Genomic DNA, 20,772 nt, shown 5'->3' on the forward strand with positions numbered 1-20,772 from the left:
CTGGCCCCACAGCCACCCCACATTGCACCAGGTCAGCAGTCCACGAAACCCACGGGCTCAGGACAAGGGCCGCAGACGCGGCATCATGACCGGCACGGTCGGCCTGCCACGCTGTCGATCACTTCGGTGGAGCCCGGTGTCAGGCCCTCCCCCGCTCATTCGGGGCGGTCCCGGTGAGGCGGCTGCGGTGCGGCGAAACCGTCGACCACACTTGGCCCCAGGCCGCCCCGGCTGCAGTGTGCTGCGGATACGGAGGCCGAGCGCTACGCGTTGCCCTCGCCAGCAGACCCGTAGCTCCACCGCAGGTTTTCCTTGACCGACGCCTCCTTCGACGCGGACGTCCTCAAGAACGACAAGCCCGTACTGGTCGACGGCCCCCTTCCTCAGCGACCGCTGACACCCGGCCGGAGGCACACGCCCGCTGGAGCAGCCCGTCGCGGAGCGGCACCGCGCGTACGGGACCGGGCGGCTGACCGGGCAGGCATGCGGAGCAGCTGGGCACGGCCCGGGACGCGGTCGACGCCCCGTTCGAGAAGTGCCTTGCTGCGACCCGGGTGCACTACGAGTGGAACTCCGCATGCGCGGCGGCCCCCGGGATGTCGTGGCAGATCCCAGGAGGCTCAGCAGTGCTGTGTCCCGGCCGCAGGTCTTTCTTTCCCCGGCCCCCGTTTCACCATCGCTCTCCCCGGCAACCCATGAACAACGATCAGCCGGGCGAGACCCGGAAACCACTGAGGAAAGGCACGCCATGGGACACGACGGCGCCGGCACCCCCGACAGCGGCAGTGACATGAGGGCGATGACGTACTCGGCCTTCGGCGGTCCGGAAGTCCTCGCGGAGACACGGCAACCGCGCCCCAAGGTCGCGCCCGGCGAGATCCTCGTGCGCGTGCGGTGCGCGGCGGTCAACCCGGTCGACTGGAAGATCATGGCCGGGGGCCTGAAGGACCTGATGGACACGGTCTTCCCCGTGGTCCCCGGCTGGGACGTCGCCGGAGTGGTCGAGCAAGTGGGTATCGACGCGCCCGAGTTCGCGGTGGGCGACGAGGTTGTCGCCTACGCGCGCAAGGACTACGTGCACGGTGGCACCTTCGCCGAGTTCGTCACCGTCCCCGTGCGGGCCCTCGCCCGCCGGCCCGCGTCACTGACCTGGGACCAGGCCGCGGGTCTGCCGCTGGCCGGTCTCACGGCGTACCAGGTGCTGACGCGCCTGGGCACCGGTCCGGGTGACACCGTACTCATCCATGGCGCCGCCGGCGGAGTGGGGTCCCTCGGGGTGCAGATCGCACGTGCCCTCGGCGCCCGGGTCGTCGGTACCGCCTCCCCCGCCAATCACGACCGGCTCCGTGAGCTCGGCGCGGAGCCCGCGGCGTACGGCGAGGGAGTCGTCGAGCGCGTCCGGGCGCTCGCGCCGGACGGAGTCGACGTCGTCGCGGACTTCGTCGGCGGGGTCCTGGACACGACGCTGGCCGTCCTGCGCGAAGGCGGCCGGCACGCGTCGATCGCGGACCACTCCGTCATCGGCGCCGGCGGGCAGTGGATGTGGGTACGGCCGGACGGCGCCGACCTGGCCGAGCTGGGGTCTCTCGCCGACGCGGGGAAGCTGACCGTGCCGGTGGCACGGACCTTCCCCCTGGAGGAGCTGGCGGACGCCTTCGCGTTGAGCCAGTCCGGGCATGTGCACGGGAAGGTCGTCGTGACCGTCTGATCCCGCGCCGATAAGGGCTCGCGGCTGCCCCAGGAGGCGGCGAACCGCACACCGGTCCATGGATGGTCGTAGTGAGGTTCGGATCAGGACGGTTCCGGGACGGACTCCGCCATAAACGGCGGAGCACCGGCCAAGGCCACAGGGGAGCCGATCCTGAAGAGAGGGGCTCAGGAAGTAGATCAGCTGGACCAGAGGGAAGTGCATCTCCTCCGGCACGGGGCGCGAGGAGCACCTGCCGATCCCCGGCAGGTGCTCCGGCGGCGTCAGGCCGCGGCGGGAGGATGCGACGAGTCGGCAGCCCGGCGGTATTCGGCGTTGAGGCGCTGGGCTTCCTCGAGTTGGTCCTCGAGGATGACGATGCGGCAGGCGGCGTCGATGGGGGTGCCCCGGTCGACGAGTTCACGGGCCCGGGCGGCGACACGGAGCTGGTAGCGGGAGTAGCGGCGGTGGCCGCCCTCGGAGCGCAGGGGTGTGATCAGGCGGGCTTCGCCGACGGCGCGGAGGAAGCCGGGAGTGGTGCCGATCATTTCGGCGGCGCGGCCCATGGTGTAGGCGGGGTAGTCGTCGTCATCGAAACGGTCGAAGGAGTTGTCTGCTGTCATTTCACCTCACTGGTGAGTGCTTGGAGCAGGAACGCGTGGAGGGGCCTTGGTGCCGTACGGCACCAAGGCCCCGAAGGAATTTCAACACCATCTGCCGGCCCTAGTGCTGCGCCGGCCTTCTGTGTCCGCATGCCTGCCCGAGAAGCTGGTGGGCGGGGGTGCGGGGATCGCGGTGCTTGACCGGAGACCACCTGCCTGTCCGAGGTCTTGCGGCACCCGGGTCGTGCTGTCGCCCGGGCGATCCTGATGGCGCTCGACTCCTCCGTTCTTCCCTCTGGGAATCAACTGCTTTTCAAACCGGTACTGCTTACTGCGTTACCGCTCGTGGCGGCCCCTGATCACCGCGGGCCACCCGGTCCGGTCGTCAGTTCCGTCGCCGTCCTGCGAAAACCCTGGCTTCGGAACTCCACCACCGAACCGTCCTGCGAACTGCGTACTACTGCCCGGCAGTTCATCTCTGCCGGGCCCTGCTCGATCTCGGCTACGAGAGAAACCATAACCACACCACCGTCGAATGTCTACTGCCACCATCATAGATTTCCGCACAGGGGAGGAAGAGGAAGCCTGCACTCGCGACATCGGTCGCGTTCCCCGTATGCCCCGCTGGGGATCGCGGCGCTGTACTCACCCACCGAGCCGGCCGCCGGCACCTGACGGCGACTGCCGGAGCGGCGCCCCGTGCCGTCAATCTCCGCTCTGCCCCGCGTCGCGCCGCCGTCCGTTTCGTGTCACAGCGGCGATCACGGCGGAAACGGCGGCGGTCACGACGAGGCTTCCCACCGCGACCATCACCAGGCCGGCCATGAAAAGGCCGCTGGAGTCGTCCGGCCAGTCGTAATGGGCGGCAACGGACAAACCTGCCTTGTCGAAGAGCCCGTCCCAGGTGAGGCCCGAGGTGCTGCTGCGCGAAGTCACGGACGACAGGCACGTACGTGCCTGCACCGAGGTGATCACCGCTCGGGCGTCCCGAGCCGCGCCAGCGTGTTCCTCGAAGAGGCGCTGCGCATCGGCAGGTGGCCCTCGGCGCAGAAGCTGAGCCAGGCCGTTTCGTCCGGATCACCCGGTCGCTGGTCCGGTTGTGTCGTTGACTGACGCGCAGTGGGCGCGGATCGAGCCGTTGCTCCCCGACCGGACGCCGAAGCGGGGTGGCCGCTGGCGGGACCACCGGGAGGTGATCGACGCGATCGCCTCCAAGTTCCGGACCGGAACGCAGTGGGTCCACCTGCCGGAGAGGCACGGCGACTGGAGGGGCGTCTACCTGACTCAGCGCCGCGCCGCAGGCTGCGCAGACCGCTGTTCGCGCCGGGAGGCGCACCGACGGGTGAAACCATCACGTGCACGGGCGACCGGCCCGGACCGCGGGCGTCCTGAGCACCGGAATTTGATCACTCATGCCCTGTTCGAGGCGTGCTCATACGACGTATCAGCCGTGCCCCGGCCCGCGTTCCGGGCAGCGGCTCAGGGGGTGTCGCCGGACCAGTCGAAGCGGCGCGGGTCGCCGGGGCGCGGGTCGTACATCGCCCGGCCACCGGCGCCGAACCGGCCGAGCTCTGTCTGGAGGGCGACGCCGGTGGCTGTCTCGTCAGCCGTCCAGCCCGTGACGTCCAGCAGCAGGCCGTCCAGCGGCCCGCCGACCAGTTCGACGTATTCCTGTCCCGGCCGCGGGCCCGGGTGGGGGTTGTCGTGGTCCTGGCCGTAGACCCGGCCGCGCAGCAGTTCCTCGTCCCTGTCCATGCGTCCCAGCCTCCCAGCCACCACTGACAACGCGGGCTCGCCCGGGGTTGACGGCGATATCCGACACTGGGCGGCGCCACCGGCCCGCCGGAAAAGTGGAGCGGATCGTACTGGGACACAGGAGTGCTCCGCGCATGCCCGCAATCCGCTGCTCGCCACGGCCGCCCTTCCGCCGGGGCGCGAGACCCATGAAGGGGGCGCCACGGCGTCGCCTCCCTCAAGTCCGGCGTCGTCCTGCTCACCTACGCGCCCGAGCTGACGCCGGCGCGCCTTGCGTGAGCGGTCTTGAACACGGCTCCACCGGGCTCGTGCGACCGCCGATCGGTACTGGTCGCGGATCTCGTTCTCCCTGTCGGTACAGCACCAGCGAGTTCTTTCACGGAATATGTGCCAGAGCCGGAACCACGACCCGCGGACAAAAAAGAACCGGGAAAACCGTGCTGCCGGCACCGGGATCAGTCGGTGAGCCGGCCGGTCTCACAGACCCGGCGGGCGACCTCGCGCAGCTTGGTGTTCGTTTCCTGGGAGTACTTGCGCAGAACGTCGAAAGCCTGCTCCTCCTCCAGGCCGTGGCGCCCCATGAGGATGCCCATGGCTTCGCCGATGACGTGCCGGGTGGTGAGTGCCTCACGCATCTGGGCTTCGGCCCGGGCGCTGGAGAAGGCGACCGCGGCATGGGAGGCCAGCAGCCATCCGGCGGCCTCGCTGGCCTTGGTGAAGGCGCCGGGCTTGCGGGAGTAGAGGTCCAGCGCGCCCAGCTCCTCCTCATCGGTGTAGAGCAGGAAACCCATCATGCTGCCCAGCCCCAGCCCCCGGGCCCGGGGCACGTAGTCGGGCCAGCGGTCGGCGTGCTGGGTGAAGTCGTGAACGCGCATGATCCGCTCGTGCCCGGCGCGGCGGGCCACGTCGAAGCACGGGCCCTGTCTCAGACGCTCCTGCAACCGGTCGCTGTCGATGACCACCTGCTCGGTCGGCGCCAGGGACTGCACCCGGTCGCCGTGGACCAGGAGGATGCCGGCCGCCTCACAGCCCTCCACCAGCTCCACCGCGCCGCTGGTGATCCGCTCCAGCGTGGCATCCACGCTTTCCTGCGCCAGCAGATCCCGGGCCATAAAGGCCATCTGCTGCGCGAACGCCTGCCAGTCCATCCCGTCCTCCTCCGCACCACGCGCCGCTCATCAGCAGAACACACCTGTCCCCGATCACACCGGTACGGCGTGCACCCCGCGGGGAACGCCCACCCGCCCAGGGACGACCGCCGGCAGCCGGGACGGGCCGGCCGGCGAACGCGCAGCCGGTGGTCATGCTGTCCGCGGCCGAGCGCGGAGAAGGGCCGATGCCCGGCAGCCCGGCGCAGGGCGTGGCGCATGTCCCGGTACGTACCGGTCCGTTCCACTTCCTACGGAAGGCCCTGGGCCCGGTCAGCGGCACCGCCCGGTGGGTGAATCCGGTGCCGCCGCGCTCCGCCCCACCGGGCCCGCGATCCGTTCGGGCCCCGCCTCGGCGCACCTGTCAGCACGCTGCGAGCGCCGCCACCCGAACGGAGGACAGAGCGGCGCACTTCGAAATCGCCGGCGGGGGAACACCGCAGCACATGATCGAGCCCTGCGCACTGTCCGCCGACGCCCGCGAGTTTCACTGCCTGCCACCGACTGCCCGAGCCCACCGGTGCGTCCTGTGCGGCGAAATCCGCCTCCATGAACCCGCAGCCGGCTTCGACGCGTGGAAGGACCACGCCACCCACTGCCCGGAGGTTCCCGCCCCCGCCCCCACGGACAGCGAAGCCCGGGCCGGCCGGCCCGTTCCCAGCTGATGATCCGGGCGTGCTCCTGGTGAGGCGGGGCCCCGGGGCCGGGCGGGTGCGACGGCGCCCTGTCGTCAGGGCCGGGCGAGGCCGGCCAGCACCGCGGCGAAACTCAGGACAGCGGCAAGGACAGCGAGGGTCAGCAGCAGGAGCTGCAGATACTTCAGGGCAATCGCCAGCCTGCCCTTTTTGTGCACCGGCGTTTCGGGGTGGCGGGTGTGTCCGGGCCAGTTGTTGACGGACTCGACGGGGTCCGTGGCGTCATCTTGATTCATTGTCTGAAAACGTGCCGACAGCGGCAGAGGAACGGCGGCGCGGGGCACTGTCACGGAATCAGTACGAGAGACGGTGGGGCGTGACGACGCACCGCAGTACGTTGCATTGCCGGGAAGAGGTCTCCTGCGTGCGGCGTTCGGTTCCTCTTCAGCCTCTGCCGACAAGGCAGTCGCCGAGCGGGACGCACCGGCCGCAGGCGAGGGCCGGTGCGCGGCAGGAGGGTTTCACCGGTTTTCCCTTTATGCCTTTTGCCGGCCCTGAGGGTTCAATTCGGCGCAGCTTACGCAACTTGGCATATGTCGATGCGTTATGCGGATGCTATCGCGCGCTTGATGGGCGACCACTTCACGGAAGCCCGACTCGTTTGCCGCCACAGGTTGGTGGCGGAACAGGGATTCTCATGGCGGACACCGTGTTGTGGGTCACCATTGCCTGCGCTTCGGCATGCGCCGCGCTGTGGTCGGTCGTCCCGTCGTCGGCCGGCCGGACACGACACGTCGACGCCATCGAACTGCGGCGCCACCGCGAGTTCGGAGCGGCCCTGGCCGGACCCCCGGTCGACAGGCCGGCCATCCGGGCAGACGGCACCGGAAAGCGATCCTCCCGCACCGGCCGCGGCCCACCACCACGACGCTCCCGGCGAACACGGCTGAGCCCCTCCGTCCCGGTGCCGGGGAAGCGTGCCGGTCCTCGTGAGCAGCCACCGAACACCGGCGCACGCGACCTTCCCGCGCTGCCCGCACCAGGAGGCGCCCGTATACCTCAGCGCCCGCAGAACCGATAAAACACCAGACTGAATTACTCCATATGCGACAAGGCGGCCACCCGTTTGCCGCACATCCTGCCCAATCCGCGCAGCGTTGGACCGGGTATGACGAAAGTGAGTCCGCTGTTTGCCCCAGGGGTGCACCTGATGGGTGCACAGAACACCACACCTGCTGTCCGGGCAGGAGACCGGGGTTTCCCCCCGGCTGCCGGTCATGCTCTCTGGGGGCCGACCGCGACCCCGCAGCCTGTTCATGGGTGAGTCCCGCGGCCGCCACAGCCGCGTCGGTCCGCCCTCCCCCTCCGGCTCCCCCGGCGGCTGGTCCCACCCGACCGACGGTCAGCCGCAGCCCGGAGTCCGGGGTCGTCCCGCGGCCCTGACCGACCAGCTGGACGTGCGCTGGGATCCGGCGGAGGAACTCGCCCACCTCCTGCACGAAGCCATCCGGACCGAAAGGGCCGCCGGGCCGCCGTCCGCGGAGAGCGGTGACCTGCCGGCCGTCGACGAGCCTCCGGCCGCCGAGGGCGCCGGTGCCCCTCTCGCGGGCCTGGCCGGGATCACGGCCGAGCTGCCGCCCCTACGCCCAGCCCCCTCCCGGCGCCGCCGCGCTCCCTCCCGGGAGAAGCGCGCGACGGGGACGTTGCAGACGACGAGTTTCTTCCTCGCCGCGCTCGCCGCCGTCGGGGTGTCCATGGTGTGTGTCTTCGGCGGCATGGTCGCCTACGACCCCCTGCGCCACCTCGCCCAGCACCGCACGTCCGGCGGGACGGTCCGGTGGTGGCCCCTGCTGGTGTACGGGCCGTGGATGGCCGCCTCGCTGTCCATCCTGCGCGCCGCCCTGCACCGGCGCCGCGCCGTCCACTCCTGGGCCGTCGTGCTGCTGTTCTCCACCGTCTCGATGCTCCTGTGCGTAGCCCAGGCACCCCGGACTCCGGTCGACGCGGCAGCCGCGGCGCTTCCCTCGCTGGCCGCCTTGGCCTGCTTCCAGCAGCTGGTCCGGCAGATCACTCTCACCCGGCCGCCCCGTCAGACCACTCCACGCCACCGCACCCGGCAGTCATCGCCCCGGTACCCGGCCGACCGGGCCCGGACCACGGCCTGAACGGGCCGCCTCGGGCCACCTTCGGGCCACGTCGGTCACGGCGTTCCCTCATGCCGGACGAGCGTGCGGATCAGGTGGCGGTCGGCCGCCGCAGGTTGCGTTCGACCACCGAACCGACGGCGGTCATGCAGGAAGAGCAGTAACGTTCCTCGGCTGCTTCGCCCTTGGGCGGGGCAGCCGAGGCCGACGGCGCCAGGAGGCGCCCGCACAGGGCGCTGGTCCTCGTCTCCTTGCTGATCACATGCCAGACCAGCCCGTGCTGGCCCGGTATCGGCTCCGCGTGCATCTCATACATGGGTCGCCCTCCAGCGATCGCAACCAGCCGGGGGCCCACTCACCCCCGCTTCCGATGAGAAGCCACCAAGCCCGGACAGGCGAATCGGCATAGGCCGGCAGAAGGAAAACAGGACGCCACGGGCTTGCCGGACGCCCCGCCCGCCCATGGAACGGGAACCTGTGCGTCCAAACGGACGTTGTCACTCCCCTGCCGCACCACCGGACGGCGCGGTACTCCTGGGAACAGCTCTCCCGCCGTCGGCGGCGGGAGAGCACGGCGGACCGGCTGACCGGTCTGCGCTCACCGGTCGAAGCACGCGTGGCTCCGCGCACCGGTTGCGGTTCTGGCTGGCCTTCTGCGGGGTGGGCTGTGAAAACCCCGGGCGGCCACTTCCCCGACGAGCAGGCCGTACCGAAGCGCTTCCGCACGGCGGTCGTCTCCCGGCGGCCCGCCAGTGATCTCAACCCTCCAGACGGAAGCCCGCGGGCGGGAGCGCGGAGTCCGGGTTACGAGTTCCCGCACCGAGAGCGGATCGCGTTCAGCGTCGCAGGACCCACCGCTGCACCGACTCCACGGGGCCGTACGGGAAGCGCCGCAGCCACAGCGTGGCGCCCACCATCAGCACCACACACACCACGGCCCACAGCCCCATCACCCACCACGGGTGGGCAGCACCGGTGAACCGGGTCGCGAGGCCCAGTCCGAAGCCGTACGAAACCACACCGCACAGCACGTTCTGCAGCACATAGCCGGACAGGGCCGTCCGGCCGACCGAGGTGAGGCCGGTGGTCAGCGGGCCGGGACGCCGTACCCGGTCCACCACCGCACCGATCAGCCCGATGTAGCCGACCGCAACCAGCGGCGCGGCGCAGTAGCGGCCCAGCAGGAACCAGTCCGGGTCCGCCATGGTGAAGGCCGTGAGAGGGATTCCCAGCCCCAGTCCCCAGCGGAGCATGCGGGTGCGGAGCCGTCGCCCCGTTTCGTCCGCGCCGAACGCGCCTGCCCGCAGCAGCCGCACCCCGAGCAGGAAGAGAAAGACCAGCAGCCCGAAGGAGAGGACCGGCTCCATCCGCAGCACGAGTGCGTTCTCCCACCGGAAGGACACCTGGTCCAGGTAACCGCCGTGCGCGTACAGGTCCACGACCTCACGCGAGACACCGTCCCCGCTCTCCTGGCCGGCGCCGGCCGACACCAGCGCGGCCGTGAGCAGGCCCATGACGGCCAGGTGCAGCCCGGCCGCCCACCACATGGCCCGTAGCCGCGCCCGCTCCGACCGGGTCAGCAGCCATGCCACGAACAGGGCGGTGACCGCGTACCCCATGAGTACGTCCCACGCGAAGACGAGAACGAAGTGCAGGGTCCCCTCGGCGAACAGGAACAGCGCCCGCCAACGGTAGCGGCCCGGCCAGGGCAGGCCGCGCCGTGCCGCGGAGTCGAACTGGATCGCCAGTCCCACTCCGAACAGGATCGTCAGCATCGACAGGAACTTCCCGTCCGCCGCGACGCGGAACAGCCTCTCGACGACTGCCGGTATGGTTCCCCGGCCGCTTCCGCCGGTCCCGCTCTGCAGGATTCCCCACTCGGCGCCGGGAGCCGTGAAGATCCACACGTTGGTCATCAGCGTGCCCAGGATCGCGGCTCCGCGCAGTACGTCGAGCAGTGCGAGGCGACCGCCGCCGGCGCCGGGCGTCGAGACGGGTAAGGGCAGGGTTTCGGTCATGTCCCCATGGTTGGGGCCTCTCACCCGGTCCTCGTCGTGAGCAAGGACGAATCGGGGCTACATCGAAAGATGCACCGGGCCGTGCGCGGAACACTTCCCCAGCGGGGCGCGGACCGGGACGCCTCTGGGCCTGCGGCCCCCTCCACGCGCGTCGGCTGCCAGTCCGCCCGGTCCCGCCGCGAATTCTCCGACCGCCGGGCCGGCCGGCACGCATGACTCCCCGTTCGCGGGGCACCAGCACCGTGGTCCCCCCGACCGGACGGCTCCCCCCGCCGTCCGGACCCGAGACGGCCCCGCGAACCCGCCCCCAGGTCGCGGGGCCGTCCCCCTCCCCCGCCACTCCTGAAGAACCTCACCGGCCGGGACCGCGAGCCGGGCATATGTGTGCCCACATCGCAAACGGGTCGAGCCGCCGGACACTTCTTGGCCGGCAACCCGTCCATCAGGAAATTCGCCTCTTCCCGCGCCCTGCCCGCACACACCAACCTTCCCAGGGTCCAGCCAGGTTGGAAAGGGCTCATTGCGTGTATTCCCAGGCGCCTTCCAACTGTGCGCCCGGTCCTCCTCCTTGGGAAAGTCCGGCAGTGAGCGGCCGATATGGCTCGTCCTGTCTCAGCAACTTGAAGCCGCCTGCCATACCTAGGATGATCAGCCATTCCAGCGTTCCCGGTGGGCGCGAGAGTTCGGACATCATCCCATCAGTGGGCCGATTTCCGGATTGCTCTCCGCCGGAGTCCGGTGGAGCCCCCAGTTGCTTTCTCCCGCTCACCTCGCACTGCTGCCCTGCTTCACCTCTCCCCCCGTTCACGAGGAACTGATGACACAACACATACTGGAGGCGGTGATCTGGTGCCTCGCGGCCATCGTGCTCGCGGGCTTGGTCCTGCTGGTACGCCAACGCCGGATCACCGCCTCCCTGCGCCGGCGCCTGACGGCGCTGGAAGCCGACCTGCGCGCTCGTGACGAGGAGGCCCGGCACCTGGTCGAGGCCCGTCTTCCCGTGTTGGCGGAGGCTCCTCATCAGCCCGTGCCCGTGCCCGGTCTGCTCGACCCGCAGCTGGGCCCGACGGCGTACGGACAGAGCCTGCAGCGGATCGAGGAACTGTTCACCAGAGTTGCCGACACGGCACGGTCCCGGGCCGACCAGTCGGCGAGAGCGACGCTCAAGGCGGCGATGCGCGCACTCCAGGCCCTGGCGAACGAACAGCAGCTGTCGATCTCGGACATGCAGGACCGGCACGACAGTCCGGATGTGCTCCAGGACCTGCTGGAGATCGACCACGCGAATTCACAGTTCGGCCGGAGGGCCCAGGCCATCGCCGTACTCTGCGGATCGTGGCCGGGCCGGCAGCGGGTCGCCTCACCGCTGATCGACGTCGTACGCGGCGCGACGTCCCGGATCCGGGACTACCGGCGCGTCGAGATCCATTCGCGCGTCGACATGGAAGTGGTGAGCCGGGCGGTCGAGCCCGTGGTGCTCGCGGTCGCCGAACTGCTGGACAACGCGGCGCGGCACTCGCAGCCCAACACCAAGGTCGAGGTCAGTGTCCAGCCCGCGCACAACGGCGCCTGTGTGGTCATCGACGATGCCGGAGTCGGCATGGACGCACGTGAGACCGAGGAAGCGGGCCGGCGCCTGACGGGCCGTGAGGACATCGACATCAACCGGCTCGGCGATCCGCCCCAGTTCGGCTTCGCCGCCATCGGTGTGCTGGCCGCCCGGTACGGGTTCACCGTCTCGGTCGACACCCGGTCGCCCTACGGGGGAGTACGCGCCGTGGTGTTCCTCCCCCACGCGCTCCTCAATCGCGTACCCACCGCCAGGGCGGCGGCCGCGCAGGAGGCAGAGCAGGTCCCCGTGGCACCGTCCGCTCCGAACACCCCGGCCGCGGCCTCCCGGTCCGGCTCCACCTCCGATGCCCCGCAGGCCCTGCCGAGCCGTGCGCAGGCCGCGCCCGCGGGGCAGGCACTGCCTCCCGCAGCCGCCGATGCCTCCCGGGCGTCCACGGCAGGCGGCCTCCCCAAGCGCCGGCGCCGGGCCGCCCAGGACCAGGCGGTGGGACAGCAGGTGACCGCCACACCGTCCGGTGACGGTCACACCCCGGTCCGCCCGGCCGCCGAGACCGCGTTCCGCATGGGTGCGTTCGCCCGCGGCACCCGCTTCGGGCGTGCCGCCTCTCAAGACGACGAAGGGAACTCGCAGGAATGAACGACCACATGGCCAACGAACTGGGCTGGATGCTCGACGAGGTCCTCAGGGTCCCCGAAGCCCGCCATGCGATCCTGCTGTCCGCGGACGGCATGCTCCGGGCGCACTCCCAGGGGATCGGGCGCGACGAGGCGGAGCGCCAGGCCGCCGCACTGTCCGGTCTCCAGTCGATCAGCCGCAGCACCGCCGAGTTCTGCGCCGAGGAGTCCTCCCCCTGGCAGCAGACACTGGTCGAGTTCGTCGACGGGTACGTCTTCCTGGTCGCCGCCGGTGCCGGGGCCTACCTGGCCGTCTCCGCCACCCAGAACGTGGACATGGAGGCGGTCACCTACGGCATGCACAAGCTCGTCGACCGGCTGGGCAAGGAACTGACCAGCCCGCCCCGGCAGGACGCCGTACCCGCCCGGCCGGGCACCAGCCGTCCGGCATGAGCCCACCCCACAGGCGCGAACGGGGCCTGGTGCGCCCCTATGTCGTGACGGACGGCCGCGCCCACCCGACCCGCAACACGCTCGACCTGGTGACGCTCGTGGTGGCCGTGGGCAGCCTGCCGCTCAGTGGCCTGAGTCCGGAGAAGCGCCGCGTCATGGAGCTCTGCCGAGGAGGAGCGCTGTCGGTCGCCGAAGTGGCAGGGCACCTGACGCTGGCGATCAGCGTCACCAAGGTCCTGCTCAGCGATCTGATCGACAGCGGTCACATCACCACCCGGCCCCCCGTCCCCAGGGCCCAGCTCCCCGACGACCAGCTTCTCCAGGAGGTGCTTGATGGACTCCGCGCCCGGCTCTGACCAGGTCTACGTCCCGGACACGGTCAGAACCGCGGTCAAAATTCTGGTCGTGGGTCACTTCGCGGTCGGCAAGACCACGTTCGTCGGCACCCTGTCCGAGATCCGGCCCCTGCGTACCGAAGAGACCATGACGCAGGCCAGTGAACTGATCGACGACCTGGCCGGGAGCCCGGACAAGACCACGACCACCGTGGCCATGGACTTCGGCCGTCTCACGCTCAGCGAGCGGCTGGTGCTGTACCTGTTCGGCGCTCCCGGCCAGAAGCGCTTCACCAAGCTCTGGGAGGACATGCTGAACGGGGCGCTGGGAGCTCTGGTGCTGGCGGACACCCGGCGGCTCGACCAGTCCTTCGACATCATGGGCCTGCTGGAAGAGCACGGCATGCCGTACGCGGTCGCCGTCAACCAGTTCGACGACGCACCGGTGTTTCCCGAAGCGGAAATACGCGAAGCACTCGACCTCCTCCCGGAAACCCCCCTCGTGCTCTGCGACGCACGCAGCACCGCGTCCTCCACCGAGGCGCTGATCTCCCTTGTCGCGTACCTCCAGACCCGCACCTCCCAGGAGCTTCGATGACCACCCCCCAGCCCGGCTCGGACGCGATACCGCCACCCGGCTGTCCGGCACACGCCGGACACAGGGAAGGCGCGGCCGGCCCGGCCCTCCGTACGGCCGAGTCCCTGTACGGACCGGAGTTCGCCGCCGATCCGGCCGCGGTCTACGCACGGCTGCGTACGTACGGCTCCATCGCGCCGGTGGAGATAGCCCCCGGCGTCCACGCGTCCCTCGTCACCGGCTACGAGACCGCTCTCGAGGTGCTGCGCAGCCCGGAGCGGTTCTCCAAGGACCCGCGCCGGTGGCGGGGCCTCGCGGACGGGACGGTCCCCGCGGACAGCCCCGTCGTTCCGATGATGATGTACCGGCCGAACGCCCTGTGGACCGACGGTGACGAGCACGCGCGGCTGCGCGGTGCGATCACCGACAGCCTGAGCCGCGTGGACCCGAACGCGCTGCGCGGTTACGTCGAGCACAGCGCCGACACCCTCATCGACCGGTTCGGCCCCGAGGGGCAAGCCGATCTTCTCGGCGAGTACGGGGCGATCCTGCCGCTGCTCGTCTTCAACCAGCTCTTCGGCTGCCCGCCGGAGACCGGGGACAAGCTGGTCGAGGGCATGTCGGGAATCTTCGATGCCAACGCCGACTCCGAGAAGGCCAACGCGGTCCTCGCCGAGGGCGTGGCCGAGCTGGTGGCTCTCAAGCGGGAGCGGCCCGGAGCGGATGTGACGTCCTGGCTGATGGCCCATCCCGCGCGGCTCACCGACGAGGAGATGATGCACCAGCTCGTGGTCCTCATGGGCGCGGGCACCGAGCCCCAGCAGAACCTCATCTGCAACGGTCTGCGGCTGCTGCTGTCCGACGACCGGTTCGGCGGCGACCTCGCGGGGGGCAGCCTGCCCGTCGAGGACGCGCTCGACGAGGTGCTGTGGACGGACCCGCCGATGGCGAACTACGCGATCCACTACCCGCTCCACGACCTGGAGCTCGACGGAACCCTGCTGCGCGAGGGCGAGCCCATCCTGGTCAGCCTGGCCGCCGCGAACACCGACCCCGCCCTGGCGGGCGACCGGCGCGGCGGCAACCGCGCGCACCTGGCGTGGAGCGCCGGCGCGCACACCTGTCCGGCGAAGTCCCCTGCCCGGCTGATCGCCGCCGTTGCCGTGGAGAAACTCCTCGACCGGCTCCCGGATACCGAACTTGCGGTCGGGGTAGGCCGGTTGGAGTGGCGGCAGGGGCCCTTCCACCGGGCTCTGGCCGCTCTGCCTGTGCGTTTCCCTCCCATCACCGTGCCGGTGGCCACGGACGAACCCTCTGGAGCCAGTACATGGAACACGAGCCCCGCCCCCTCGTCATCGACGCCTCCGGCGCAGACATCCACGGAGAGGGAGCCCGCGTACGGGAACGGGGGCCGGCAGCGCTGGTGGAACTCCCTGGCCAGGTGGTGGCGTGGGCAGTAAGTGACCACGCGCTCCTCAAGGAACTGCTCACCGACGCCCGTGTGTCCAAGGACCCCCGCCGGCACTGGCCCGCGTGGATCAACGGGGAGATCACCCCGGAGTGGCCGTTGTTCACGTGGGTCGCCGTGACGAACATGTTCACCGCCTACGGAAGCGACCACAGGCGTCTGCGCAAGCTCGTCTCCACGGCGTTCACCGCGCGCGCCACGGAGACCCTGCGCCCGCGTATCGAGCGTATGACCGCCGATCTGCTCGACGGTCTCGCCGCCACCCCCCAGGGGCAGGTGGTGGACCTGCGTGAGGAGTACTGCTACCCGATCCCCATCCAGGTGATCTGCGAACTGTTCGGTGTGAACGACGAGGGCACGCGCAAGGAACTGCGTCGTCTGGTGGACAGCATCTTCAACACCGCTGCCGCCCCCGAGGAGGTCGCGGCCACCTTCCAGGGCATGCACACCGTCCTGTCCGACCTCGTCGCGCTCAAGCGGCGGGAGCCGGGCGACGACATGACCAGCGTCCTGATCGCGGCCCGGGAGGAGGACGGCACGCGGCTCACGGAAGCCGAGCTGGTCGACACCCTGCTCCTGGTGATCAGCGCCGGGCACGAGACCACGGTCAACCTGCTGGACAACGCGATCCACGCCCTGCTGACCCACCCGGACCAGCTCGAACTGGTCCGGACGGGCAGGGCCTCCTGGAACGACGTGATCGAGGAAACCCTGCGCGTCCAGGCTCCGGTGGCGAATCTTCCCCTGCGCTACGCCGTGGAGGACATCGAGACCATGGGGGTGACGATCAAGAAGGGCGACGCGATCCTCGCCGCCTACGCCGCCGCCGGGCGCAACCCCTCGCTCCACGGCGAGGACGCGGACCGCTTCGACGTCACCCGGATGAACAAGGAACACCTCGCGTTCGGACACGGCGTCCACTTCTGCCTCGGAGCGCCGTTGGCCCGGATGGAGGCCGCGATCGCCCTGCCCGCCCTCTTCGAGCGCTTCCCGGACCTGGAGCCGGCCGTCCCGGCGTCCGGTCTGCAGCCCGTGGAGTCGTTCATCTCCAACGGCCACCGCAGCCTGCCCGCCCGCCTGTCCGGCGGGACACAGCCGACGGGCTGATCTCTCCGCCGGTGGCACGGGACCGTGGAGGAGGGCCGGCGTACGGAGCGGCCCTCCTCCCACCGAGGGCCGGCGGGACCCGGACGTCCCTTTGGCCTCCCGCGCGGCCAGGGCCTACCTGGATGTCGCGTTCTTCCACCCCTTCCCGGACGGCGACGCCCGCCTCGCACTGCTCACCCCCGCCCCTGTCCTGAAGCTGGAGGGGGTCCGGTTCGATCGAGTCGGTCCCCTGCGGACCACGCGCTGCGCGGACGACTCCGACGGCGCGGCAGACCTGGCGGTCCTGGTTGCGGTCCTCATCCGCGCAGCCCCTCACCGGGCCGCCGCACACCACTGCTGACAGCGTGAGCGGCGAGGTCCTCACGAGGCTGTGGCCGGCCGCCCGCAGCCAGGCGGCGTCTCGCCCGGCGAGCATCTCCGTCCACGCGGAAGGAACACGCTGATGCGCAGCGTTTACGTCATCACTCACCCGGAGGCGACGCACCACGTCGAGGGGGTGGTCGGCGGGTGGCACGATTCTCGGCTCACCTCCGCCGGCAGGCGCGCAGCGGTCTCCGTGGCCCGGGCGCTGCGGGCCCGGATCCCTGACGGCACAGAGGTGGAGCTGTTCTCCTCGGATCTGCGGCGTGCCCGGCGGACGGCCGAGGAGGTGGCCGAGCTGTTCGGCGTGAAACCGGTCCTGGACCGCAGACTGCGGGAGAAGTCCTACGGAGAGGCGGAGGGAAGGCCGCAGGAGTGGCTGGACCGGCGGTTCGTCCCGCCGCCGGCCGTCGGGGAGCGGCTGGAACACGACGAGGGCGTGGCGGGTGCCGAGACCAAGGCGGTGTGGGCGCAGCGCGTCTACGCGGCCATGGAGGAGATCCTGCGGCGCTCGTGCGGACACCAGATCATCGTGACGCACGGCGGCTCTCTGACGTTCGTCGTGGCGGCCTGGATCGGGATGCCGGTCGAGTCGGTCGGCCATGCCAGTTTCCGGGCGCCTTCCGGCAGCATCACCACGCTGCGCGAAGACGACTTCTTCCACAACCGCCAGGTCGTCAGCCTCGGTGACACCCGCCACCTCGACTCGTGACCAGGTTGCGGCACGCCCCTGTCCGAGCCCTCCGTCGGCGCCCGCGCGGGCGGGGGCGGGCACGGTGGGCGACAGGGGCTCCGCGGGGCGCGGGCCGGGCGGACAATGAACGTATGGACGTGCACGCACCAGCCGTCTTCCGCCTGCGCGAGCGACTCGGCGAGAGCCTGTTCACCCGGGTCGCGGGGCCTTCCGGCGCCCGGACGCGGGCCCGTATCCACGGCACGCCGGGGCCTCGCTGGTTCGGTCCGGACAGTGCGATCCGGATCGTCCACGGCGACGCCTCGATGTTCATCGGCGGCCTCCGGGCCCTGCTGCTCCAGTCACTGCACCCGCTGGCCATGGCCGCCGTGGCGGCCCACTCCGGGTACCGGGGCGACCCGTGGGGACGGCTCCAGCGCACCAGCACGTTCCTCGCCGTGACGACGTACGGCACCGCCGAGGACGCCCAGGAGGCGGTCGACCGGGTCCGGGCCGTGCACGAGCGGGTGAGGGGGACCACCGCGGCCGGCGAGAGCTATCACGCCGCCGACCCGCACCTGCTGTCCTGGGTGCACGTCGCCGAGGTCGGCAGCTTCCTGTACGCGCACCAGTTGCACGGGGCACACCCCCTCGACGGCGACGGGTGCGACGCGTACATCGCCGACACGGCGCGCGTGGCCGCCGCGCTGGGTGTGACCGATCCACCGCGCGACCGGGCCGGGCTGGCGGAACAGACGGACGCCTACCGGAGTGAGCTGCGTGCCACCCGGGAGGCGCGCGAGGCCGCGCGTTTCATCCTGTTCCACCCGCCCCTGCCGTGGGCCGCCCGCGCCCCCTACGCCGTTCTCGCGGCCAACGCCGTCGCGACGCTGCCGCCCTGGGCCCGCGAGCCGCTCGGCCTGCCGCACCTGCCCCGGGTCGAGCGGCACTGCGTACGGTGGACGGGCCACGCGCTGACCGGGACGATCCGCTGGGCCATGGCGCCTCCCCCGCCCACCGCGTCCGGCGGCTGACGCGCGTCCGTCCCCCAGGGGCGGCCGGGGGCCGGCCGGGGGCCGGCCCCGGCCGTATGAACGTCACGGCCTCGTCCGGCGCCCTCCGGCAGCCGGTGCGGTCCCGGAAGCGAGCTCCTCCAGCCGGGCCGCCAGGACGGCGCCGATCTCGGCGAGGGGGCCGGGCCGCATCAGGCCGTCGTGGTGCCCGGCCACCACGGCGTTGTGGGCACCGGTGGCGGCCCATGTGTGAATCGTCCCGGTCGCGGTCGAGTCGTGAACTGCCGTGTACGTGCCGGGAGTGATCCGATCCGACCATCATGGGCCCACCATGGGCCGTGACATCGCCCGTGCCGCCCTCGTCCTCAACGGAATCTGGAAATGATCACCGCTGAGAGAATGGCCGAGCGCGCCGGTCCGTGATGACGCGGCTGCCCGTCTTGGCTACCGGATTTCCGTCGAGACCGGGTCGAGGAAGAAGAGGCACTGGTTCGCGTTGAATTCGCCCACCTCGGCAACGAAGCGGAACTTGTCGCCTTCGCCGACGGCGGCGGGGATCTTCTTGCCGGTCAGCTTCAGGTCAAAGATGCTGACGTCCTCGTACTTGAAGGACGGGCCGACCGTCGTGTTCGGTCCCTTGTCGCCTGGGCCCAGGAGGAGGTCGTAGCGGGTCTCGTAGTCACGGTGGGGCACCATGTGCCTGATCGAGCCGTTGAACGCGACCGTCTGGCCCTCATACCTGGTCGCGAAGTCCAGGTTCGCATCGCCGCACGTTTGCTCCGTCAGCAGCAGCGCCGCGAACTCCGGGTTGTTCTCAGGCGTGATCACCTCGGCGGCAACCGGCTCGGCCGTGGTCGGAGTCGGCGCAGCGGAGGGCTTTTCGCTCGCAGCGGCCGCCGGCTTGTCCGACTCGTCCTTCTTCTCGCCTCCGTCGCCGAGCGCAGAGGCAGTGCCGATGACGACGGCCAGGATCACGAGGACGGCTGCCGCCGCGCCGATCAGGAGCCACGGCTGCTGCTTCTTCGGCCGACGGAAGTTGAGGGTGGAGCGAAGTGTGCCCTGGGCCTGCTCCACGAGCTCCCAGCCATCCTTCTGCATCTTCGAGATCACCAAGCCGTCGGTGCCGCGAACTGTCTGCACGGTCTTGTACTCGTACGTGATCTCGTCGGCCATGCGGCTCCGCGCCCCCCAAATGGACTGCTCATACCAACTGCCTCGCGAGCATAGGGGACTCCGCGAGGAACTCGGCATCACCGGTGCAAAACATCGAGCGTGGCCACAGAAGCGACCACCGTGAAGCCTCCGGTGGTCACGGACATGATCTTGTGGTGAGACCTGTCCTGCCAAGGGCTTCACGTCCGCCCGCAACCGAGGACGACTCGTGCGGCTTGCTCACGCACGACGGGTTCACGCAGCTTCGCTCAGATCATTTCGCTGAGAGAACGTCAGCGAACGCGTAAAGCATGTCGATCAGCATCTCCCGATAGCCGAATCCGAATACGGAAAACCACAGATGAGACGTTCCGCCGGCACCTTGTCCTCGGAGGCCGAACCGGCCCGGCTCGCACACTCACGGATCACTCGAATGGTGATTTCCGTACTGCCAGGTACGGGCGGCATGAGTGATACGAGCGTCCCGGGCTCCGGGAACACGGCTTCGGTCTCCCCTGAGCAGAGCGTCCCGATCCCCGCAGAGCGGGCCCCGCCAGGGAATCACGAGGGGATACAGCCCAGCGGGCACCGGAAGGAATTCCGGTGCCCGCTGCGGGTTCGGTGTTGTGGTCAGGCGTGGTGGCGCTTGCTCGCGACCGCCCGGTAGATCACGAGCAGGATGAGCGAGCCGATGATCGCCGACAGCCAGGAGGAGACCTCGAAGAAACCGTCCATCGGGTCGACGTCGAAGAGTGCCTGGGCGAGGAAGCCGCCCAGCAGCGCGCCCAGGACACCGAGAATCATGGTGATGAGGATGCCGCCCGGGTCGCGGCCGGGCAGCAGGAACTTCGCGATCGCACCGGCCAGCAGACCCAGGATGATCCAGGAAATGATTCCCATGCGTACGCACTCCAAAAGTCAGGACCACGGCCTCGGTTACGGCCGCGGCATCAGGTTGTGAATTGCCGTTTGCCCCCGCCCGGCGGTGACAAACAACCGTTCGGACGCGCCAGTTCCGGCGGAGTTCGGCCCGCGGAGGCCCGGTGGCCGGGTTATGCGCCGAACTATGTTCCGAACGCGCATAACAGCGCTGACGCGGGGCACCGGATGGTCAGAACCGCAATGTGAGGAGAGCGTGATGAGTGCTGCTGACAAGGCTGAGAACACCGCCGACAAGCTCAAGGGCCAGGCCAAGGAAGCCGCGGGCAAGGCCGTCGGCAACGAGCGTCTCCAGGGCGAGGGCAAGGCGGAGCAGGCCAAGAGTGATGCGAAGCAGGCCGGCGAGCACGCCAAGGACGCCTTCAAGCACTGAGTTCCACTGAGTTCCCTCCCGGGCTGTTGCCGTTACAGGGGGGTGGGCCGCCCGGCGAAGTACAGGGCGTCGCGCCCGTGCCCCGCCCCCAGCTCCAGCACGTCCTGCGCGCCGGCCACACGGAACACCGCGGCGGCATGGACCGC

At 70.3% G+C, this 20,772-nt stretch carries 22 protein-coding genes and 1 pseudogene; 13 read left to right on the plus strand and 10 right to left on the minus strand.

Annotated elements, in window-relative coordinates:
- Nucleotides 1-790: 790 nt before the first annotated feature.
- On the plus strand, nucleotides 791-1,708 hold the full coding sequence (locus tag ACWD0Y_RS16125; protein ID WP_450260992.1) for an NADP-dependent oxidoreductase: 918 nt from the start codon (nucleotides 791-793) through the stop codon (nucleotides 1,706-1,708).
- 263 nt (nucleotides 1,709-1,971) lie between these two features.
- Here ACWD0Y_RS16125 and ACWD0Y_RS16130 read toward each other — a convergent pair whose 3' ends face one another.
- Together ACWD0Y_RS16130 and ACWD0Y_RS16135 are read right to left on the minus strand one after the other, a co-directional pair.
- Nucleotides 1,972-2,310: a helix-turn-helix domain-containing protein gene (locus ACWD0Y_RS16130; RefSeq protein WP_450260973.1), complete on the minus strand. Its 339-nt coding sequence runs from the start codon at nucleotides 2,308-2,310 to the stop codon at nucleotides 1,972-1,974.
- Nucleotides 2,311-2,994: 684 nt separating this feature from the next.
- Nucleotides 2,995-3,264 (minus strand): hypothetical protein, encoded by a 270-nt coding sequence (locus ACWD0Y_RS16135; protein ID WP_450260974.1) that lies wholly within the window; start codon nucleotides 3,262-3,264, stop codon nucleotides 2,995-2,997.
- A gap of 124 nt (nucleotides 3,265-3,388) precedes the next feature.
- Here ACWD0Y_RS16135 and ACWD0Y_RS16140 point away from each other — a divergent pair.
- Nucleotides 3,389-3,571 (plus strand): annotated as a pseudogene (locus ACWD0Y_RS16140) (transposase); the annotation flags it as partial.
- A gap of 197 nt (nucleotides 3,572-3,768) precedes the next feature.
- On the opposite strand, the gene ACWD0Y_RS16145 reads toward ACWD0Y_RS16140, so the two are convergent.
- The 3 genes from ACWD0Y_RS16145 to ACWD0Y_RS16155 all read right to left on the minus strand — a co-directional run bounded on the left by ACWD0Y_RS16145 (nucleotide 3,769) and on the right by ACWD0Y_RS16155 (nucleotide 6,123).
- Nucleotides 3,769-4,044 (minus strand): hypothetical protein, encoded by a 276-nt coding sequence (locus ACWD0Y_RS16145; RefSeq protein WP_450260975.1) that lies wholly within the window; start codon nucleotides 4,042-4,044, stop codon nucleotides 3,769-3,771.
- 455 nt (nucleotides 4,045-4,499) lie between these two features.
- Nucleotides 4,500-5,192: a GAF and ANTAR domain-containing protein gene (locus ACWD0Y_RS16150; protein WP_450260976.1), complete on the minus strand. Its 693-nt coding sequence runs from the start codon at nucleotides 5,190-5,192 to the stop codon at nucleotides 4,500-4,502.
- Between the two features lie 730 nt (nucleotides 5,193-5,922).
- Nucleotides 5,923-6,123, minus strand: coding sequence for a hypothetical protein (locus ACWD0Y_RS16155; protein ID WP_450260977.1), 201 nt, complete (start codon nucleotides 6,121-6,123; stop codon nucleotides 5,923-5,925).
- Nucleotides 6,124-7,143: 1,020 nt separating this feature from the next.
- Here ACWD0Y_RS16155 and ACWD0Y_RS16160 point away from each other — a divergent pair.
- A complete protein-coding gene (locus ACWD0Y_RS16160; protein ID WP_450260978.1) occupies nucleotides 7,144-7,992 on the plus strand; it encodes a DUF2637 domain-containing protein in 849 nt (282 codons plus the stop codon).
- A 70-nt stretch (nucleotides 7,993-8,062) separates the two neighbouring features.
- On the opposite strand, the gene ACWD0Y_RS16165 is transcribed toward ACWD0Y_RS16160, so the two are convergent.
- Together ACWD0Y_RS16165 and ACWD0Y_RS16170 are read right to left on the minus strand one after the other, a co-directional pair.
- Nucleotides 8,063-8,287 carry a hypothetical protein gene (locus tag ACWD0Y_RS16165; protein ID WP_450260979.1) on the minus strand — a complete coding sequence of 75 codons (225 nt, stop codon included), beginning with the start codon at nucleotides 8,285-8,287 and terminating at the stop codon, nucleotides 8,063-8,065.
- A gap of 520 nt (nucleotides 8,288-8,807) precedes the next feature.
- Nucleotides 8,808-9,989 carry a DUF418 domain-containing protein gene (locus tag ACWD0Y_RS16170; protein WP_450260980.1) on the minus strand — a complete coding sequence of 394 codons (1,182 nt, stop codon included), beginning with the start codon at nucleotides 9,987-9,989 and terminating at the stop codon, nucleotides 8,808-8,810.
- Between the two features lie 817 nt (nucleotides 9,990-10,806).
- Between ACWD0Y_RS16170 and ACWD0Y_RS16175 the strand changes: the two genes are divergently transcribed.
- The 9 genes from ACWD0Y_RS16175 to ACWD0Y_RS16215 all read left to right on the plus strand — a co-directional run bounded on the left by ACWD0Y_RS16175 (nucleotide 10,807) and on the right by ACWD0Y_RS16215 (nucleotide 18,183).
- Nucleotides 10,807-12,198: an ATP-binding protein gene (locus ACWD0Y_RS16175; RefSeq protein WP_450260981.1), complete on the plus strand. Its 1,392-nt coding sequence runs from the start codon at nucleotides 10,807-10,809 to the stop codon at nucleotides 12,196-12,198.
- Complete coding sequence (locus ACWD0Y_RS16180; RefSeq protein WP_450260982.1) at nucleotides 12,195-12,629, plus strand: roadblock/LC7 domain-containing protein; 435 nt, start codon at nucleotides 12,195-12,197, stop codon at nucleotides 12,627-12,629. Before ACWD0Y_RS16175 ends, ACWD0Y_RS16180 begins: the two co-directional genes overlap by 4 nt.
- Nucleotides 12,626-12,985 carry a DUF742 domain-containing protein gene (locus ACWD0Y_RS16185; protein ID WP_450260983.1) on the plus strand — a complete coding sequence of 120 codons (360 nt, stop codon included), beginning with the start codon at nucleotides 12,626-12,628 and terminating at the stop codon, nucleotides 12,983-12,985. The genes ACWD0Y_RS16180 and ACWD0Y_RS16185 overlap by 4 nt, the downstream gene beginning before the upstream one ends.
- On the plus strand, nucleotides 12,963-13,562 hold the full coding sequence (locus tag ACWD0Y_RS16190) for a GTP-binding protein (protein ID WP_093797243.1): 600 nt from the start codon (nucleotides 12,963-12,965) through the stop codon (nucleotides 13,560-13,562). The genes ACWD0Y_RS16185 and ACWD0Y_RS16190 overlap by 23 nt, the downstream gene beginning before the upstream one ends.
- Nucleotides 13,559-15,001 (plus strand): cytochrome P450, encoded by a 1,443-nt coding sequence (locus tag ACWD0Y_RS16195; protein WP_450260984.1) that lies wholly within the window; start codon nucleotides 13,559-13,561, stop codon nucleotides 14,999-15,001. The genes ACWD0Y_RS16190 and ACWD0Y_RS16195 overlap by 4 nt, the downstream gene beginning before the upstream one ends.
- Nucleotides 14,983-16,116: a cytochrome P450 family protein gene (locus ACWD0Y_RS16200; protein WP_450260993.1), complete on the plus strand. Its 1,134-nt coding sequence runs from the start codon at nucleotides 14,983-14,985 to the stop codon at nucleotides 16,114-16,116. Before ACWD0Y_RS16195 ends, ACWD0Y_RS16200 begins: the two co-directional genes overlap by 19 nt.
- Before the next feature lie 91 nt (nucleotides 16,117-16,207).
- On the plus strand, nucleotides 16,208-16,456 hold the full coding sequence (locus tag ACWD0Y_RS16205; protein ID WP_450260985.1) for a hypothetical protein: 249 nt from the start codon (nucleotides 16,208-16,210) through the stop codon (nucleotides 16,454-16,456).
- A 102-nt stretch (nucleotides 16,457-16,558) separates the two neighbouring features.
- Nucleotides 16,559-17,188, plus strand: a complete 630-nt coding sequence (locus tag ACWD0Y_RS16210) for a histidine phosphatase family protein (protein WP_450260986.1) — start codon at nucleotides 16,559-16,561, stop codon at nucleotides 17,186-17,188.
- A 113-nt stretch (nucleotides 17,189-17,301) separates the two neighbouring features.
- A complete protein-coding gene (locus ACWD0Y_RS16215) occupies nucleotides 17,302-18,183 on the plus strand; it encodes an oxygenase MpaB family protein (protein WP_450260987.1) in 882 nt (293 codons plus the stop codon).
- 63 nt (nucleotides 18,184-18,246) lie between these two features.
- On the opposite strand, the gene ACWD0Y_RS16220 is transcribed toward ACWD0Y_RS16215, so the two are convergent.
- The 3 genes from ACWD0Y_RS16220 to ACWD0Y_RS16230 all read right to left on the minus strand — a co-directional run bounded on the left by ACWD0Y_RS16220 (nucleotide 18,247) and on the right by ACWD0Y_RS16230 (nucleotide 20,214).
- Nucleotides 18,247-18,378, minus strand: coding sequence for a hypothetical protein (locus ACWD0Y_RS16220; RefSeq protein WP_450260988.1), 132 nt, complete (start codon nucleotides 18,376-18,378; stop codon nucleotides 18,247-18,249).
- 228 nt (nucleotides 18,379-18,606) lie between these two features.
- Entirely contained in the window at nucleotides 18,607-19,335 is a 729-nt protein-coding gene (locus ACWD0Y_RS16225) for a DUF4839 domain-containing protein (protein WP_450260989.1), read from the minus strand.
- A 609-nt stretch (nucleotides 19,336-19,944) separates the two neighbouring features.
- Nucleotides 19,945-20,214 (minus strand): GlsB/YeaQ/YmgE family stress response membrane protein, encoded by a 270-nt coding sequence (locus ACWD0Y_RS16230; protein ID WP_450260990.1) that lies wholly within the window; start codon nucleotides 20,212-20,214, stop codon nucleotides 19,945-19,947.
- A 238-nt stretch (nucleotides 20,215-20,452) separates the two neighbouring features.
- On the opposite strand from ACWD0Y_RS16230, the gene ACWD0Y_RS16235 reads away from it, so the two are divergent.
- A complete protein-coding gene (locus ACWD0Y_RS16235) occupies nucleotides 20,453-20,626 on the plus strand; it encodes a CsbD family protein (protein ID WP_450260991.1) in 174 nt (57 codons plus the stop codon).
- Nucleotides 20,627-20,772: the final 146 nt, after the last annotated feature.

This window comes from Streptomyces altiplanensis, assembly GCF_053591575.1.